The 15,345-nt window shown below is 58.2% G+C and carries 13 protein-coding genes; 8 read left to right on the plus strand and 5 right to left on the minus strand.

Annotated elements, in window-relative coordinates; translation table 11 throughout:
• Nucleotides 1-306: 306 nt before the first annotated feature.
• The 3 genes from EYC95_RS14875 to EYC95_RS14885 all read right to left on the minus strand — a co-directional run bounded on the left by EYC95_RS14875 (nucleotide 307) and on the right by EYC95_RS14885 (nucleotide 2,910).
• The gene (locus EYC95_RS14875) at nucleotides 307-627 is read right to left on the minus strand and encodes a DUF2388 domain-containing protein (RefSeq protein WP_169857239.1); all 321 of its coding nucleotides are present in this window, start codon (nucleotides 625-627) and stop codon (nucleotides 307-309) included.
• Nucleotides 628-696: 69 nt separating this feature from the next.
• Entirely contained in the window at nucleotides 697-2,481 is a 1,785-nt protein-coding gene (locus tag EYC95_RS14880; RefSeq protein WP_131061028.1) for a GspE/PulE family protein, read from the minus strand.
• Nucleotides 2,482-2,571: 90 nt separating this feature from the next.
• Nucleotides 2,572-2,910 (minus strand): hypothetical protein, encoded by a 339-nt coding sequence (locus EYC95_RS14885; protein ID WP_131061029.1) that lies wholly within the window; start codon nucleotides 2,908-2,910, stop codon nucleotides 2,572-2,574.
• Nucleotides 2,911-3,035: 125 nt separating this feature from the next.
• Between EYC95_RS14885 and EYC95_RS14890 the strand changes: the two genes are divergently transcribed.
• Complete coding sequence (locus EYC95_RS14890) at nucleotides 3,036-3,500, plus strand: Lrp/AsnC family transcriptional regulator (protein ID WP_131061030.1); 465 nt, start codon at nucleotides 3,036-3,038, stop codon at nucleotides 3,498-3,500.
• Between the two features lie 100 nt (nucleotides 3,501-3,600).
• Here EYC95_RS14890 and EYC95_RS14895 read toward each other — a convergent pair whose 3' ends face one another.
• Entirely contained in the window at nucleotides 3,601-4,968 is a 1,368-nt protein-coding gene (locus EYC95_RS14895; protein WP_131061031.1) for an inorganic triphosphatase, read from the minus strand.
• 157 nt (nucleotides 4,969-5,125) lie between these two features.
• Here EYC95_RS14895 and argE point away from each other — a divergent pair, with 157 nt between their 5' ends.
• Both argE and argA read left to right on the plus strand, forming a co-directional pair.
• Nucleotides 5,126-6,295 (plus strand): acetylornithine deacetylase, encoded by a 1,170-nt coding sequence (gene argE, locus EYC95_RS14900; RefSeq protein WP_131061032.1) that lies wholly within the window; start codon nucleotides 5,126-5,128, stop codon nucleotides 6,293-6,295.
• 267 nt (nucleotides 6,296-6,562) lie between these two features.
• Nucleotides 6,563-7,861 carry an amino-acid N-acetyltransferase gene (gene argA / locus EYC95_RS14905; protein ID WP_131061033.1) on the plus strand — a complete coding sequence of 433 codons (1,299 nt, stop codon included), beginning with the start codon at nucleotides 6,563-6,565 and terminating at the stop codon, nucleotides 7,859-7,861.
• A 117-nt stretch (nucleotides 7,862-7,978) separates the two neighbouring features.
• On the opposite strand, the gene tauA is transcribed toward argA, so the two are convergent.
• Nucleotides 7,979-8,968, minus strand: a complete 990-nt coding sequence (tauA, locus tag EYC95_RS14910) for a taurine ABC transporter substrate-binding protein (RefSeq protein ID WP_131061034.1) — start codon at nucleotides 8,966-8,968, stop codon at nucleotides 7,979-7,981.
• Between the two features lie 350 nt (nucleotides 8,969-9,318).
• Here tauA and EYC95_RS14915 point away from each other — a divergent pair, with 350 nt between their 5' ends.
• The 5 genes from EYC95_RS14915 to EYC95_RS14935 all read left to right on the plus strand — a co-directional run bounded on the left by EYC95_RS14915 (nucleotide 9,319) and on the right by EYC95_RS14935 (nucleotide 15,330).
• On the plus strand, nucleotides 9,319-10,656 hold the full coding sequence (locus EYC95_RS14915) for an OprD family outer membrane porin (protein ID WP_131061035.1): 1,338 nt from the start codon (nucleotides 9,319-9,321) through the stop codon (nucleotides 10,654-10,656).
• Nucleotides 10,657-11,070: 414 nt separating this feature from the next.
• The gene (locus tag EYC95_RS14920) at nucleotides 11,071-12,414 is read left to right on the plus strand and encodes an OprD family porin (RefSeq protein ID WP_131061036.1); all 1,344 of its coding nucleotides are present in this window, start codon (nucleotides 11,071-11,073) and stop codon (nucleotides 12,412-12,414) included.
• 293 nt (nucleotides 12,415-12,707) lie between these two features.
• On the plus strand, nucleotides 12,708-13,346 hold the full coding sequence (locus EYC95_RS14925) for a peroxiredoxin (RefSeq protein ID WP_131061037.1): 639 nt from the start codon (nucleotides 12,708-12,710) through the stop codon (nucleotides 13,344-13,346).
• Nucleotides 13,347-13,665: 319 nt separating this feature from the next.
• Nucleotides 13,666-14,259 carry an NADPH-dependent FMN reductase gene (gene ssuE, locus EYC95_RS14930; protein WP_131061038.1) on the plus strand — a complete coding sequence of 198 codons (594 nt, stop codon included), beginning with the start codon at nucleotides 13,666-13,668 and terminating at the stop codon, nucleotides 14,257-14,259.
• A 90-nt stretch (nucleotides 14,260-14,349) separates the two neighbouring features.
• On the plus strand, nucleotides 14,350-15,330 hold the full coding sequence (locus EYC95_RS14935) for a sulfonate ABC transporter substrate-binding protein (protein ID WP_131061039.1): 981 nt from the start codon (nucleotides 14,350-14,352) through the stop codon (nucleotides 15,328-15,330).
• Nucleotides 15,331-15,345: the final 15 nt, after the last annotated feature.

A 15,345-nucleotide genomic window follows, 5' to 3' on the forward strand; every position in this document is an offset into this window, starting at 1 on the left:
CTCTACAGACAAGGTCAGGAGCAAATCCTGCCTTCAGGAGCGATCGGCCTCCCCCAGAAACGCACTTGCTGTTGTATGAATCCTTAAGCGTAACCTCTCTCGTTGGAATCAGGGTCAACATACAAGGAGCGAGCGGGCGGCGATCCGACTTGCCCGCGAAGGCGATATGTCAGTTGACGTAAATGTTGAATGTTATATCGCTTTCGCGGGCAAGTCGGATCGCCGCCCGCTCGCTCCTACAGGGGTTTGTGTCGGGACATAAAAAATGCCGCTCATGTGAGCGGCATTTTCATTCAGCTGAGAAGCTTATTCCGAAGCAACGGCATTCTTCGCCAGGATCGCGTTCGCCAGTTCCATATCCGTCGCCTGCAGGCCCGGATTGTCGGCACGGACTTTCTGCATCGCAGCCTCCAGGTATGGACCGCGGATGCCGCCGTCACTGGCGACGAAGCTGCCGGCATCGTCCTGCGCGGCCACGATCAGCTTGTGATCCTTGAAGGTCAGGTAAGTCGAGCCGGTGGTCGCACCGGAAGAAATGACGTTACGCCAAAAGCTATCGGCCATCGCCGAACCAACAGGAAGGGACAACAAGGCGATGGTAGCGACAGCAAGTTTGAGACGCATAATGGGTGACTCCACTGGTTAACTACGGGCTTTGATCGCCGTTTCCCCAATCCAGTTCCGTGATGGCCGCGCCTACTTTTGTTCGCTCTGCGGCGTCACTCGCAATACCTCCTCAATGGTCGTCAAACCGGCCGCCACTTTCTGCGCCCCCGACAGCCGCAAACTGCGCATGCCTTCCTTGAACGCCTGACGCCGCACCGCCAGCAAATCGGTGTCGGGATTGATGAGCGCTTTGACACCGTCAGTCAGCTGCATGATTTCGTACACCCCGGCGCGGCCGCGATAGCCGGTGTCGCGGCATTCCAGACAGCCGATAGCGCGCTGGGCGTTGGTTGGTAGAGGCGCTTGCCAGGGTTTGGTCAGGGTTTGCCAGTCTTCTTCACCCAATGTCAGCGGTGCCTTGCAGTGCGGGCACAACGTGCGCACCAGTCGTTGAGCCATGACGCCTAGCACCGTGGCTTTGATCAGGTAATGCGGCACGCCGAGTTCGAGCAGGCGGCTGATGGCGCTGGGCGCATCGTTGGTGTGCAAGGTCGAAAGTACCAAGTGGCCAGTGAGCGCGGCCTGGATCGCCATTTCCGCGGTTTCGAGGTCGCGGATCTCGCCGATCATGATGATGTCCGGATCCTGTCGCATCAGCGCGCGGACACCGGCGGCGAAGGTCAGGTCGATGTTGTGCTGGACCTGCATCTGGTTGAACGCCGGCTCGACCATTTCTATCGGGTCCTCGATGGTGCAGAGGTTGATCTCAGGTGTCGCCAGTTTCTTGAGCGTGGTGTAAAGCGTGGTGGTTTTCCCCGAACCCGTGGGCCCGGTCACCAGAATGATGCCATTGGGCTGGCTCGTCATGTCCTGCCAGCGGCGCAGGTCTTCGGCGGAGAAACCCAACTGATCGAAATCCTTGAGCAACACCTCCGGGTCGAAAATCCGCATGACCATTTTTTCGCCGAAGGCCGTCGGCAATGTCGACAGCCGCAGCTCGACTTCGCCGCCGTCAGGGGTCTTGGTTTTCACCCGACCGTCCTGGGGTTTGCGCTTTTCCGCAACGTTCATCCGCCCGAGGCTTTTCAGGCGGCTGACGATCGCCATGGTCACCTGCGGCGGGAATTGATAGACGTTGTGCAGCACGCCGTCGATGCGAAAACGCACCGTGCCTTGCTCGCGCCGGGGTTCGATGTGGATATCACTGGCGCGCTGCTGGAAGGCGTACTGGAACAGCCAGTCGACGATGTTGACGATGTGCGCGTCGTTGGCGTCCGGTTCCTGATCGCTGGCGCCGAGGTTGAGCAGCTGTTCGAAGTTGCCCAGGGTATTGGTTTGCTGATCGGCATTGGTCGCACCGCTGACCGATTTGGCCAACCGGAAAAACTCGACGCTGAAGCGCTGGATGTCCACCGGGTTGGCCACGACGCGTTTGATGGGTAGCTTCAACACGTGGGTCAGGTCAGCTTCCCAACCGTTGACGTATGGCTGGGCGCTGGCCACGGTCACTGCGTCGCGGTCGACGGACACCGCCAGAATCTTGTGGCGTTGGGCGAAGGCGTAGGACATCAGCGGCGTAATAGCCGCAACGTTGATTTTCAGTGGATCGATACGCAGGTAAGGCTGACCGGCCTGTTGCGACAGCCACAGGGTCAGGCTTTCCAGATCGAGATGTTTACCGGGACGGCTGAGGTCGTCCAGGTGTTGGCTGGCGATGAATTCCAGTGGATGCATCTGGCCATTGGCGGCATGCCGGCGACGGGCATTGAGCGCGTGTTCGGCCGAGTCCTGGCTGATAAAGCCCTGGGCGACCAGTTCACGCAGCAAATCATTGAGATCCAGCCAGCGGTCCTGAATGGCAAGTTGAACGGACATGCGGGCTCCTCATGAACAACAGTTCGCAAAGGATAGTCGCGGACCCGCCGACCGTTGGGCCACTACCCGACGAAGCCGTGTCGAGGTTTGTCAGCCTGCCGCCTGAGCCGGTGCATCCCGCATGGAATCAGCCGCTTGCAGCTCGACCGAACACACGCTGATCAGGTTACGTAATTTTTCCGCAATCACTTCGGCTCGATGCCAGCTCAGTCCGTCCATGACGATGTCGATCGACATCAAATCGTCCATCCGCTGCGCATTGACCCATTGCGGCGTCAGAAACTGTAAAGCGAAAAAGTTGAGCGCCCGGCACAGCAGGTCTGGCTCGGCTTCGGCCAGCAGTTGGTAATGAACGCGGCAGTGAGCGTTGCCGGCGTTCCAGACATCGGCGCGGATGGGTGAGGTGTTCACAGCTTCCAGGTGCGGCATCGTCGGTCTCCAAATCAATGGAGGAATTTTTACATTCGGCACGGGGCATTTCTTATCTATGATTGGGCTTATTGCCTGGTTTTCGAATGGTTTGATTCGGCTGGCTATCAATCACGGGATTATTTATGCAAAACGAGCTGGATGGCTACGACCGCAAGATTCTGGCGTTGCTGCAAGAGGACGCTTCGCTCTCCAGTGCGCAGATCGCCGAACAGGTGGGGCTTTCGCAGTCGCCGTGCTGGCGGCGTATTCAGCGGATGAAGGAGGAGGGGATCATTCGCGGTCAGGTGACGTTGCTTGACCGGAAGAAGATCGGGCTTAACACGCAGATCTTCGCCGAGATCAAACTCAACGCGCACGGGCGCTCGAACTTCACCGAGTTCACCGAGGCGATTCGCGGCTTTCCCGAAGTGCTGGAGTGTTATGTGTTGATGGGGTCGGTGGATTTCTTGCTGCGGATTGTCACGGCGGACATCGAGGCGTATGAGCGGTTTTTCTTTGAGAAGCTGTCGATGGTGCCGGGGATTCAGGAAGTGAATTCGATTGTGGCGTTGTCGGAAATCAAGTCGACGACGAGTTTGCCGGTCTGAGATTTTGTGGTGAATGTTTGGGCCTCTTCGCGGGCAAGCCTCGCTCCTACAGGGGGTTGCGTAAATCCTGTAGGAGCGAGGCTTGCCCGCGAAGTCGATCTTACATACGCAGCAGCATTTTCCAGGCACGATTCTGATAAACCGCAATCGCCTGCTGCTTGCGCGCATCCAGCGATTCATCGGTGATCGGCTCGTTAGCCAGTTGCGCCAGTTGCTTCAACTCACCGTACAGGCGATCCATTTCCGGGATGTCCAGCACGCCACGGGCATGGTGCAGCCAGGCCTGAATGCGCTCGATGCGCGGCAGTTGCTCGGCCAGATCTTCCGGCTGTTGCTGATAACGCTGCAATTGCAGGGACGTCGCTTCTTCACCCAGCAAACGCGGCAACCAGCTACCCAATTGCGCAGCGCCCTGGCGATTGCCACGCACGTTACGATCAGCCGCCCAGGTGCGAGCCAGCAACCAACGCGAAGTGTTCAGCGAGAAAACGCCCCAACGCGGGTCTTCCAGTTCTTCGAGGAACTGCTCCGGCGCGGCTTTGCGCACGTCTTCGTCGTCGATACCGGCTTGCACCAGTGGACGCCAGTCTTCAAGCAAGGCATCCAGTGCCACGCGCAGATCGTGGGTCGACTGACGCGGCGCGGCTTGACCCAGGCTACTGAGCAATGCGCGCAATTCCGCCAGGTTCTCGACCCAGTCCAGCAACAACCGCCAGTGGCCGTTGAAACGATACTGCTCAGCCAGGCGCTGGCTGCTGCTCAGCAAATGCCAGCTCAGCGCTGCGAACGCATCATCCAGCGGCGTTTCGGCAGTGATTTGCGGCGCCGGCAGGCTCAACGAATAGCTGTTGGCGTCGTACAAACGATAACCACGCTCGGCCTTGCTGATGTCACACGGCATCAGGGCCAGGGTCGCGGCCAGTTCGGCGGCCAGTTCCAGCAGGGCAGCCGGCTCGCCTTCGCGCAGTTCCAGTTCCAGCTCGCAGATTTCTTCTTTCTGCTTGCCGACCACCACGTGGCCCAGGTCCAGCGCAGCCTCGATGACCACCTTGGTCTTGCCGCGGCCCCAAGCGATTTCGGCGCGTTCGCGAACAAAATCGGTAGTGAAGATCGGTTTCAGGGTTTTCTTGTCCAGCTCGGCCAATTCTTCTGGCCAGCATTCGCCGTCGAGTTTTTTCACGTCGAGCTTGGCTTTGGGCACGTTCCAGTCGTATTCGTTACGCTCGGACAGACCGGCGACGCTCTGGCCACGGGTCTTGAGGGTTTGAATCACTTCCTCGCCATCCTTGCGCAGGCGCAGGGCAACCTTGGCGCGGGCCAGGTCGCGCTCAGGCGTGTCGAAGTACTGGTTCATCAACTCACGGCGTTCCCAGCCACTTTTGTTGCGTTTTTTCAGGAGCGGGTGCTCGCGCAGAGCAGCGAGGGTTTCGCGGCTGACGCGGAGTTTGATTTCGGTTTCTTTCTGCATGGCCGGAAAATCCAGGATCGGGAGCGCAGCCGGGGGAATGTGTGGCTGCCAAGGTCGTGCAGTGTACAGGACTCATCAGTCCTACGTGCCGCGGCGGTTTATTCCTGTCACTGGATGGCTCTATGATGGTCTTCAATTCGCGAGTTGGGAGTCAGCGATGCCTTTGCCGTCCATGAAAGATCAGTTCGCTGCGCTGATTGCCGCGCCGTCGGTCAGTTGTACCCAGCCCAGCCTTGATCAATCCAATCGTCCGGTCATTGACTTGTTGGCGACGTGGCTCGGTGACCTGGGTTTCGCCTGCGACATCCAGCAAGTCAGCCCCGGCAAGTTCAACTTGCTGGCCAGTTTCGGTTCCGGCCCCGGTGGCCTGGTGCTGGCCGGTCATAGCGATACGGTGCCGTTCGATGGCGCGTTGTGGCAGACCGACCCGCTGAAGCTGACTGAAGTCGATGGCCGCTGGGTGGGCTTGGGCAGTTGCGACATGAAGGGTTTTTTCGCCCTGGCCATCGAAGCCGTCATTCCTCTGCTCGACCAACCGTTCAAACAACCGCTGCTGATCCTCGCTACCTGTGATGAAGAAAGCTCGATGTCCGGCGCTCGCGCCTTGGCCGAAGCCGGACGTCCGCTGGGGCGCGCGGCGGTGATTGGCGAGCCGACCGGGTTAAAGCCGATCCGCATGCACAAAGGCATCATGATGGAGCGCATCGACATACTCGGTCAGAGCGGCCACTCCTCGGACCCGCGCCTTGGCCACAGTGCCCTCGAAGCCATGCACGATGCCATCGGCGAACTGCGCGGTTTGCGCCTGCAGTGGCAGCGCGAGTTTCGCAATCCGCAGTTCGGCGTACCGACGCCGACCCTGAATTTCGGCTGCATCCATGGTGGCGATAACCCCAACCGCATTTGCGGCCAGTGTTCGCTGGAGTTTGATCTGCGCCCGTTGCCAGGCATGGACCCCAATGTTCTGCGCGCGCAGATTCTGCAGAAGCTCAAACCCATTGCCGAGTGGCATCAGGTGAAGATCGATTACGCGCCGCTGTTCCCCGAAGTGCCGCCGTTTGAGCAAGCCGAGGACGCCGAATTGGTCCGGGTCGCGGAAAAGCTCACTGGTCATCGCGCCGAAGCAGTGGCGTTCGGCACCGAAGCGCCTTATCTTCAGCGTCTTGGCTGTGAAACACTGGTGCTGGGTCCGGGCGATATCGCCTGTGCGCACCAACCGGGGGAATACCTCGAAATGTCACGTTTGCAGCCTACGGTGCATCTATTACGACAACTGATTGAGCATTACTGCCTGACGCCGGCCAAAATGCCAATGTCAGAAAGTTGAGCACAGTCCATGTGGGAGCGGGCTTGCTCGCGAATGCGTTGTATCAGTCACCATCAGCGTCGACTGTCACACCGCCTTCGCGAGCAAGCCCGCTCCCACAGGTTCAGTGGCGTAGCTGAGTAAACCGTATAAATTGCCAGTGTCCCAACCCGTATTCATGAGGAGAGCGCGCGTGTCGCCAAGCCTGTTCCGACGATAACCATCAGCCCGCTGTGCGTTTTCAGTTTCGCCCATTTTTTGGCTGCTATTTATTACAGGCCCAGGTTCATGCCCGAATACGTTAATTGGCTTCGCCACGCTTCGCCTTACATCAACGCCCACCGTGATTGCACCTTTGTCGTCATGCTGCCCGGCGACGGCGTGGAGCATCCGAACTTCGGCAATATCGTCCACGACCTGGTGCTGTTGCACAGCCTCGGTGTGCGACTGGTGCTGGTTCACGGTTCGCGTCCGCAAATCGAGACTCGTCTCGCCGCGCGCGGCCTGACGCCGCATTACCACCACGGGATGCGCATTACCGATGCCGCGACCCTTGAGTGTGTGATCGATGCGGTCGGCCAGTTGCGCATCGCCATCGAAGCGCGGCTGTCCATGGACATGGCCTCATCGCCGATGCAGGGCTCGCGTCTGCGGGTCGCCGGCGGCAATTTGGTAACGGCGCGGCCGATCGGCGTGCTGGAAGGCGTCGACTATCACCACACCGGCGAAGTGCGCCGGGTCGACCGCAAGGGCATCAACCGTCTGCTGGATGAGCGCTCCATCGTGCTGCTGTCGCCGTTGGGCTACTCGCCGACCGGTGAGATCTTCAACCTTGCCTGCGAAGACGTCGCCACGCGCGCGGCCATCGACCTGGGTGCAGACAAGCTTCTTCTGTTTGGCGCTGACCTTGGCTTGATCGATGAAAACGGTCGGCTGGTTCGTGAGTTGCGCCCGCAACAAGTACCGGCGCATTTGCAACGCTTGGGCAGCAACTATCAGGCGGAACTGCTGGATGCGGCGGCCGAAGCTTGCCGCGGCGGTGTTGCACGCAGCCATATCGTCAGCTACGCCGAAGACGGCGCGCTGTTGACCGAACTGTTCACACGGGACGGTGGCGGTACGCTGGTGGCCCAGGAGCAATTCGAGATTGTGCGCGAAGCGGCCATTGAAGATGTCGGTGGTTTGCTGGATTTGATCAGCCCGCTGGAAGAGCAGGGCATTCTGGTGCGGCGTTCCCGTGAGGTGCTGGAGCGTGAGATCGAACAGTTCAGTGTGGTCGAACGCGAAGGCATGATCATCGCCTGTGCGGCGCTGTATCAGATTGCTGATTCGGATGCTGGGGAGTTGGCGTGTCTGGCGGTGAACCCGGACTACCGCCATGGCGGTCGTGGTGATGAGCTGCTGGAGCGCATCGAAACCCGCGCCCGGGCCCAGGGCTTGAAAACCTTGTTCGTGCTGACGACCCGGACCGCTCACTGGTTCCGTGAGCGTGGGTTTGTGCCGAGCAGCGTTGAGCGCCTGCCGTCGGCGCGGGCGTCGCTGTACAACTATCAGCGTAATTCGAAGATCTTCGAAAAAACCCTCTGAACACACGGACCCTGTAGGAGCGAGGCTTGCCCGCGAAGAGGCCATCACATCCAACACTGATGGTGGCTGTGACGACGCCTTCGCGGGCAAGCCTCGCTCCTACAAAGAATGGCGGTGTTATTCAGTGACGAATTTCGCGCTGACATACGCCGAATAATCCGGCAGCACTGTCTCCACCTTCCCTTGCTCCTTCAAGAACTTCGCCGTCTCGCCAATCGCCTTGGCCGTGCCGCCGTCCAGCAGCGCGGTGGTCTGTTGGGCTTTGGCATCCGGGAACGCTGAGCCGGTCAGCAGTTCGGGCACATCAGCCGCATTGGCACCGGTCAATTTGGCGATTTTCTGTACCGGCACCGAGTCAGCGGTCCAGCTGTCTTTATGCGCGGCATAGTCGGCGAACGAGTCCAGGGTGACCTTGGCGAATTTGGCCACAACGTCCGGATGCTTCTCGGCGTAATCCTTACGTGCAACCCATACCTCGAACGTCGGCGCGCCCCACTGACCCACCTGTGCCGCGTCGGTCAAGGTCTTGCCTGTCTTGCGAACTTCCCCAAGTGCCGGCGACCAGACAAACGCGCCATCGATGTCGCCACGCTTCCAGGCGGCAGCAATTTCCGCCGGTTGCAGGTTCACCACTTTGACTTTCGAGGCGTCCAGGCCCCAGTGCTTCAGCGCGCCGAGCAGACTGTAATGGGAGGTTGAAACGAACGGAGTGGCGATCGTCTTGCCGATCAGATCTTCCGGTTTGTCGATGCCGCTGCCGTTACGCACCACCAGCGCTTCGGCGGCGTTGATCTGTGCGGAAACGATGAACGCAACAATCGGCAGATTGCGCGAAGCGGCCGCTGCGAGCGGGCTTGAACCAAGGTTGCCGATCTGCACGTCGCCGGACGCAATGGCGGTCACCACTTCCGGGCCGCTGTTGAAACGACGCCAGTCGATTTTCTCGCCGATGGTCTTTTCGTAAACACCGTCGGCCTGGGGGACTTTGCTCGGATCGATCCCGGTTTGATAACCGACGGTGAGGTTCGCCGCGTGAGCGGAAACAGAAAGTACAAGCGATACACAAACTGTAACAAATGGTCTGGATAGTGCGCGTTTGGTCGTCATGGCATCGCCTTTGGGTAGGGGATTGTTTCCGATTTGCGTCAACGCTAATCGATCTAAAAAAAGGCTAAAAAATACCTTTTAGGAATTAGCTTGTGAGGCGACCGCTCTGGCGCGGGACGATGAGCGTATTCCTGAAAGGTTTGGAAAAAGAACTGACCCATTCTTTTTGGGTTTATGACGAACTCATGACCCCGCAAGGACCAAAAAACCGGGGATTAGACCATGGTCGTAGACACACATAGTTACGATTGACTTGTGAGTCACGGTCTGGCGCTAATCGCGCATCTTAGGATCTGGGGCATTGACTCCGGGCCAGGAATACAAGAATTAGAATCGAGAGGAGTGAAGCAATGAACAAGTCGACCTTGGCCTTGGCCGTGGCTGTAGGGGTTTTGGCGCAGCAGGCAGGCGCCGCCGGTTTCATCGAAGACAGCAAGGCTTCCGTAAGCTCGCGCACCTATTATTTCGACGCCGATGTCCGTGAAGGCGCCAAGACGCCAGCTAACCGGCAGCGAGAGACTGCTGAGGGTCTGAAGTTCGATTACCGGTCGGGCTTCACTCAAGGTGTCGTAGGTTTCGGTTTCGACGCCCAGGCAATGGTCGGTATCCATCTGGACGGTGGCAAGGGCCATCACCCGGACAATAACTCCTTCAACCCTAGCGATTCCGATGGTTCGGCAGAGAGTTCATGGAGCCGTGTGGCGGGCAACGTCAAGGCACGATTCTCGAAGACAGAGGCCCACTACGGTGGCGCTCTGCAACCAAACATGCCGATCCTGATTGCGAACGACAGCCGCGTGCTGCCACAGACCTTTGAAGGTGGCACCATCACCTCGAAGGAAATCGACAACTTCACCTTTAACGTAGGTCAGTTGGAGCACGCGACAGGTCGGGCATCCTCCAACAGCACTGGCCTGGCCGTGGCGGGTGGCACAGAGGACAGTAACCAGTTCCGCTACGCCGGTGCAGACTGGGCGGTCACCAAAGAGCTGACGCTGCAGTACTACTACGCGAACCTGGAAAACTACTACAAGCAGAACTTCCTCGGCCTGGTGCACGTCTACCCGATCGCTCCCAACCAGTCGTTCAAGACCGATCTTCGTTACTTTGACAGCAGCTCCGACGGCAAGAACGGCGACGCCGGCTACCAGTTCAACAACAACAGCGGCTACGCCAAGGAAAGGGGCGTGGTCGATAACAAGACCTGGAGCGCCACATTCACCTATACCCTGGGTGGCAGCGCGTTTCTGCTCGGGCATCAGCGTGTCAGCGATGACGGCGGCTTCGTTTTCCTGAACCAGGGCAACGTGGTTGACGGTAGAGGGCGAAACGAAGGTGCTGGCGGCGCCAGCTTCTACTCGTTCACCGACGCCACGGTCGGCAGCTTTATCCGTGCCGGTGAAAATACCTCGTATGGCCAGTATTCCTATGACTTCGCTTCGTTGGGTGTGCCAGGCTTGAAAGCTTCGGCTGCTTACTTGTATGGCCAGGACATCAAGGCCACCAACGGTGTGGGTAAGGACCTGAACGAGCGGGAAACCGACCTGCGTGTGGATTACGTGATTCAAGCGGGTCCGCTTAAAGGGTTTGGCACGACGCTGCGTCACGGTATGTATCGCGGCAACACCAGCACCCTTGATCAGGATCAGACCCGTCTGATCTTCAACTACACCTACAGCTTCATGTAACAAATGTCGTCAGAAAAAGCCTTGCCGGTCGGCAAGGCTTTTTTTTGTTTCTGTATATTCCAAAAACAACACTAATGCGTATTTATTATTCTTTTTGGTTTTTTTTTGCGAGCGCCTAAAGTAGGCCCCGTCCGGTATTCATCAAAAGACCCGGCGCTAAGCAAAATAATCACCGTTAGAAGAACAGGTTCAGGAATCGGATTTGTAGCCGATACCTCGGATCTGCGCTGCGCAGGCATATTCCGAAACGCTATGAAAAAGAATGACAAAATTCTTTTTGGCTTTATGAAGATGTATCCTGCGCGGCCAAAGCGACCGGGCTAGAGAGTTCGGCAAAAATTGCGCGTCTTAGGATCCAGGGCATTCGACCCAGGACCAGGAACACAAGTATTAGAAACGATAGGAGCGAAACAAATGAACAAGTCCACCTTGGCCCTGGCTGTGGCCGTAGGGGTTTTGGCGCAGCAGGCAAGCGCCGCCGGTTTCATCGAAGACAGCAAGGCCACTCTGGGTCTGCGTAACTTCTACATCAACACCGATAACCGTGATGGTCCGGGCGCGAACAAGAACGAAGAATGGGGCCAAGGCTTCGATCTGCGCTTCATCTCCGGTTACACCCAAGGCACTGTCGGTTTCGGTATCGATGCGATCGGCCTGCTGGGCGTGCGTCTGGATTCGGGCGGCGGTACCAACGGTGCCAGCAATAACTCGTACGGCGGCACTGTTTTCCCAAGCAAATCCAACGGCGAAGCAGTTGATAACTTCTCCAGCCTGGGCCTGACTGCAAAAGCCAAGATCTCCCAGACCGAGCTGAAACTGGGCACGTTGCAGCCAAAAAACCCGGTTATCGTGACCAACGACGGTCGTCTGCTACCACAAACCTGGCAGGGTGGTCAGATCACTTCCGGCGAGATCAAGGACCTGACTCTGGTCGGCGGTCAGATCGAAGCCGTGAAAGGGCGAAACTCCAGCAACAATGAACAGCTGAGCATCGGCGGTGCCAACGCTCGTACCGCCAGCGGTCGCGACAGCAACAAGTTCATCTATGCCGGTGGTGACTACAAAATCACTAAAGACCTGACCGCGCAGTATTACTACGGCAACCTGGAAGACTTCTACAAGCAACACTTCCTGGGTCTGGTGCACAACTGGGCAATCGGCCCGGGCGTGTTGAAGTCTGACTTGCGCTACTTCAACAGCTCTGATGACGGCGCTAACGGGCACGACCCGCTGTACTACAGCTCCGGCAACTACAGCAGCACCTCCAATGGTAAAGGCAAGGTCGACAACAACCTGTACAGCGGCCTGTTCCTGTACTCCGTTGCCGGTCACACCTTTGGTGGTGGTTATCAGGTCAGCAACGGTAGCAGCGACTTCCCTTGGCTGAACCAGGGCGATGGCTCGTCGAACTACACCATCACCGACATGCAAATCCAGAAGTTCGGCCGTGCCGGCGAACGTACCTGGCAAGCTCGCTACTCGTTCGACTTCGCCAAAGTCGGCGTGCCTGGCTTGACCGCCGGTATGGTTTATCTGCGTGGCGACGATATCGACACCAACCGCACCGCTACCGCTGCAGCCGGTAATAACAGCACCGAGTGGGAACGCGACCTGACTGTCGGTTACGTCGTACCAGAAGGCCCGCTGAAAAACGTTGGCTTCATGTGGAAGAACGCTACCTGGCGCACCAACATCCCGGGTGTTCGCTCCCAGGACGAAAACCGCCTGATCCTCAGCTACTCGATCCCGCTGTTGTAATAGCGCTCGCGTAACCGAAGAAAAAAAGCCCCGCCCGGCATCTCGCCGGGCGGGGCTTTTGCGTTTTCAAGGCGAGGTCACCCCCGTAATCCCGCCTTGAAAGTTTCCCTCTTTGCAGCAACTCAAGGCCTTCTCGAACCTTGTGGGCGATGTTGTTCGGGATGCGCCCGCAGGTCCAGTGAACAGATTTTTAATATTCACTTATGATCTAAACAAATCGATATTTATTCTTTTTAATTCATAAGGAACGCAGGCACAGTTGACCTCAACAAGCACTCACCAGGAGCAGCACCATGAGCCTCAGACTGGGCGATATCGCCCCCGACTTCGAACAGGATTCCAGCGCCGGCACCCTCCGTTTCCACGAATGGCTGGGCGATAGCTGGGGCGTGCTGTTTTCCCATCCGGCGGACTTCACCCCGGTGTGCACCACCGAGTTGGGCTTCACCGCCAGGCTCAAGGATGAATTTGCCAATCGCGGTGTGAAAGCCATTGCCCTGTCCGTGGACCCGGTGGACTCGCACCACAAGTGGATCGAAGACATCAATGAAACCCAGAACGCAGTCGTCAACTTCCCGATCCTGGCGGATGCCGATCGCAAAGTTTCGGACCTCTACGACCTGATTCACCCGAACGCCAATGACACCCTGACCGTGCGCTCGCTGTTTGTGATCGACCCGAACAAAAAGGTTCGGTTGACCATCACCTACCCGGCGAGTACCGGGCGCAATTTCCACGAAATCCTGCGGGTGATTGACTCGTTGCAACTCACCGACAACTATAAGGTGGCCACGCCGGCCAACTGGCAGGACGGTGATGAAGTGGTGATCGTGCCGTCGCTCAAGGACGAAGACGAAATCAAGAAACGCTTTCCCAAGGGCTATCGCGCGGTGAAGCCGTACCTGCGTCTGACGCCGCAGCCGAATCGTTAATTGGTAATACACCCCTGTAGGAGCGAGGCTTGCCCGCGAAGAGGCCATAACTTCCGACATTGATGGTGGCTTTAACGACGCCTTCGCGGGCAAGCCTCGCTCCTACAGGACAGCAATTTACATTCTATAAAGCAGGGGATTTCGGGCCGTTTCTACGGCCCATTTTTTTGCCTGGTCAAAGCCGTTTTGCATAGATCTACAACGCATAACCAAATGAATAAATATGATTTATGGATATAACAATCACCTGTTAAGGTCACTTCCATCACAGCGAGATCGCAAACCGCGAATCGCCAACACCGTTCAAGGAATCGCCTGAATGCTGGTCGTCTCACTCGGTGGCAGTCCCAGCCAGCGCTCCCGTTCCGGGGTGCTGCTGGAGCGCTCCCAACGTTGGTTGCAAGCGCAGGGTGTGGAAGTGGTGAGTTACCAGGTACGGGACTTCCCGGCCGAAGACTTGCTGCACGCACGCTTCGACAGCCCGAAGGTGATCGACCTGCTGCAACAGATTGAAAACGCCGACGGCCTGCTGATCGCCACCCCGGTTTACAAGGCGTCGTTTTCCGGCGCGCTGAAAACCGTGCTGGACCTGCTGCCCGAGCGCGCGTTGGACCACAAGGTGGTTTTGCCCATGGCCACCGGCGGCAGCATCGCCCACATGCTGGCGGTGGATTACGCGCTCAAGCCCGTGCTGTCGGCGTTGAAAGCCCAGGAAATGCTCCATGGGATTTTCGCGGTGGACAGTCAGATCGCTTACGGCGAAGGCAGCATCCAGGCGCAGTTGGCGCCGGAGCTGGAACAACGATTGAACGAGTCGCTGGAGTTGTTTTTCAGCGCCATGGCGCGACGGCCCAAGCCGCTCGATCCGAACCTGTTGAATGAACGTTTGTTGAGTGCTCGCTGGAGCATTTGAGGTTCACCCGAATTTGCTTCACTCCACCTTACTCAGCCGCCAACGGCCAAGCAGGTGCAGCCAAAACCCAACTGCAAAAAGGAGAGCGCCATGCGCACTGTCATTTTGCGTCGTGGTCTGGTCGCTCTGTTTGCAGCGGCTTTAACCTTCGGCGCCATTACTCAAGCTCAAGCGCTTTCTACCCAGGAAGGCGTTCTACGAATCGGTTATCAAAAGTACGGCACCCTGGTGCTGCTCAAAGCTAAAGGCACCCTCGAAAAACGCCTCGCCGCCCAAGGCGTGGACGTGCAATGGACTGAATTCCCCGGCGGCCCGCAACTGCTCGAAGGCCTGAACGTTGGCTCCATCGACTTCGGCGTCACCGGCGAAACCCCGCCAGTATTCGCTCAAGCGGCCGGCGCCGATCTGCTCTACGTCGCCTACGAACCGCCAGCGCCACACAGCGAAGCGATCCTGGTGCCGAAGGACTCGCCGATTAAATCGGTGCAGGACCTCAAGGGCAAGAAAGTCGTGCTCAACAAAGGCTCCAACGTCCACTACTTGCTGGTCCGCGCGCTGGAAGACGCCGGCCTCAAATACACCGACATCCAGACCGTTTTTCTGCCGCCAGCCGATGCCCGCGCCGCATTCGAGCGTCGCAGCGTCGATGCCTGGGTTATCTGGGACCCGTATCAGGCCGCCGCCGAACAGCAGCTGCAAGCGCGCACCCTGCGCGATGGCCAGGGCATCGTCGACAACCATCAGTTCTACCTCGCCACCAAGCCTTACGCACAGAAAAATCCTGAGGTGATCAAGACCCTCGTGGAAGAAGTGCGCGCCGTCGGTGAATGGTCCAAGGCCAACCCGGAAGACGTGACCAAACAGGTGTCGCCACTGCTCGGCCTGCCAGCGGACATCACTTTGACCTCGGTGAAACGCCAAGGCTACGGCGCGCTGTTCCTCACGCCTGAAGCGGTCGCCGCCCAACAGAAAATCGCCGACAGCTTCTACCAGCTCAAGCTGATCCCGAAACAGTTGAGCATCAAAGACGTGATCTGGACGCCACCGGCAGCCGTTGCCAAAGCGCAGTAATTCGATTCCCCAAGG

The sequence above is a fragment of the Pseudomonas sp. BGI-2 genome (assembly GCF_004310295.1).
Taxonomy (GTDB): Bacteria; Pseudomonadota; Gammaproteobacteria; order Pseudomonadales; family Pseudomonadaceae; genus Aquipseudomonas.

Coding starts and splice junctions, on each gene's coding strand:
- argE (WP_131061032.1), top strand. CDS start 5,126: ATGCCTTTGCCGTCCATGAAAGATCAGTTCGCTGCGCTGATTGCCGCG.
- EYC95_RS14895 (WP_131061031.1), bottom strand. CDS start 4,968: ATGCAGAAAGAAACCGAAATCAAACTCCGCGTCAGCCGCGAAACCCTC.
- ssuE (WP_131061038.1), top strand. CDS start 13,666: ATGCTGGTCGTCTCACTCGGTGGCAGTCCCAGCCAGCGCTCCCGTTCC.
- EYC95_RS14915 (WP_131061035.1), top strand. CDS start 9,319: ATGAACAAGTCGACCTTGGCCTTGGCCGTGGCTGTAGGGGTTTTGGCG.
- tauA (WP_131061034.1), bottom strand. CDS start 8,968: ATGACGACCAAACGCGCACTATCCAGACCATTTGTTACAGTTTGTGTA.
- EYC95_RS14890 (WP_131061030.1), top strand. CDS start 3,036: ATGCAAAACGAGCTGGATGGCTACGACCGCAAGATTCTGGCGTTGCTG.
- argA (WP_131061033.1), top strand. CDS start 6,563: ATGCCCGAATACGTTAATTGGCTTCGCCACGCTTCGCCTTACATCAAC.
- EYC95_RS14880 (WP_131061028.1), bottom strand. CDS start 2,481: ATGTCCGTTCAACTTGCCATTCAGGACCGCTGGCTGGATCTCAATGAT.
- EYC95_RS14920 (WP_131061036.1), top strand. CDS start 11,071: ATGAACAAGTCCACCTTGGCCCTGGCTGTGGCCGTAGGGGTTTTGGCG.
- EYC95_RS14885 (WP_131061029.1), bottom strand. CDS start 2,910: ATGCCGCACCTGGAAGCTGTGAACACCTCACCCATCCGCGCCGATGTC.
- EYC95_RS14925 (WP_131061037.1), top strand. CDS start 12,708: ATGAGCCTCAGACTGGGCGATATCGCCCCCGACTTCGAACAGGATTCC.
- EYC95_RS14935 (WP_131061039.1), top strand. CDS start 14,350: ATGCGCACTGTCATTTTGCGTCGTGGTCTGGTCGCTCTGTTTGCAGCG.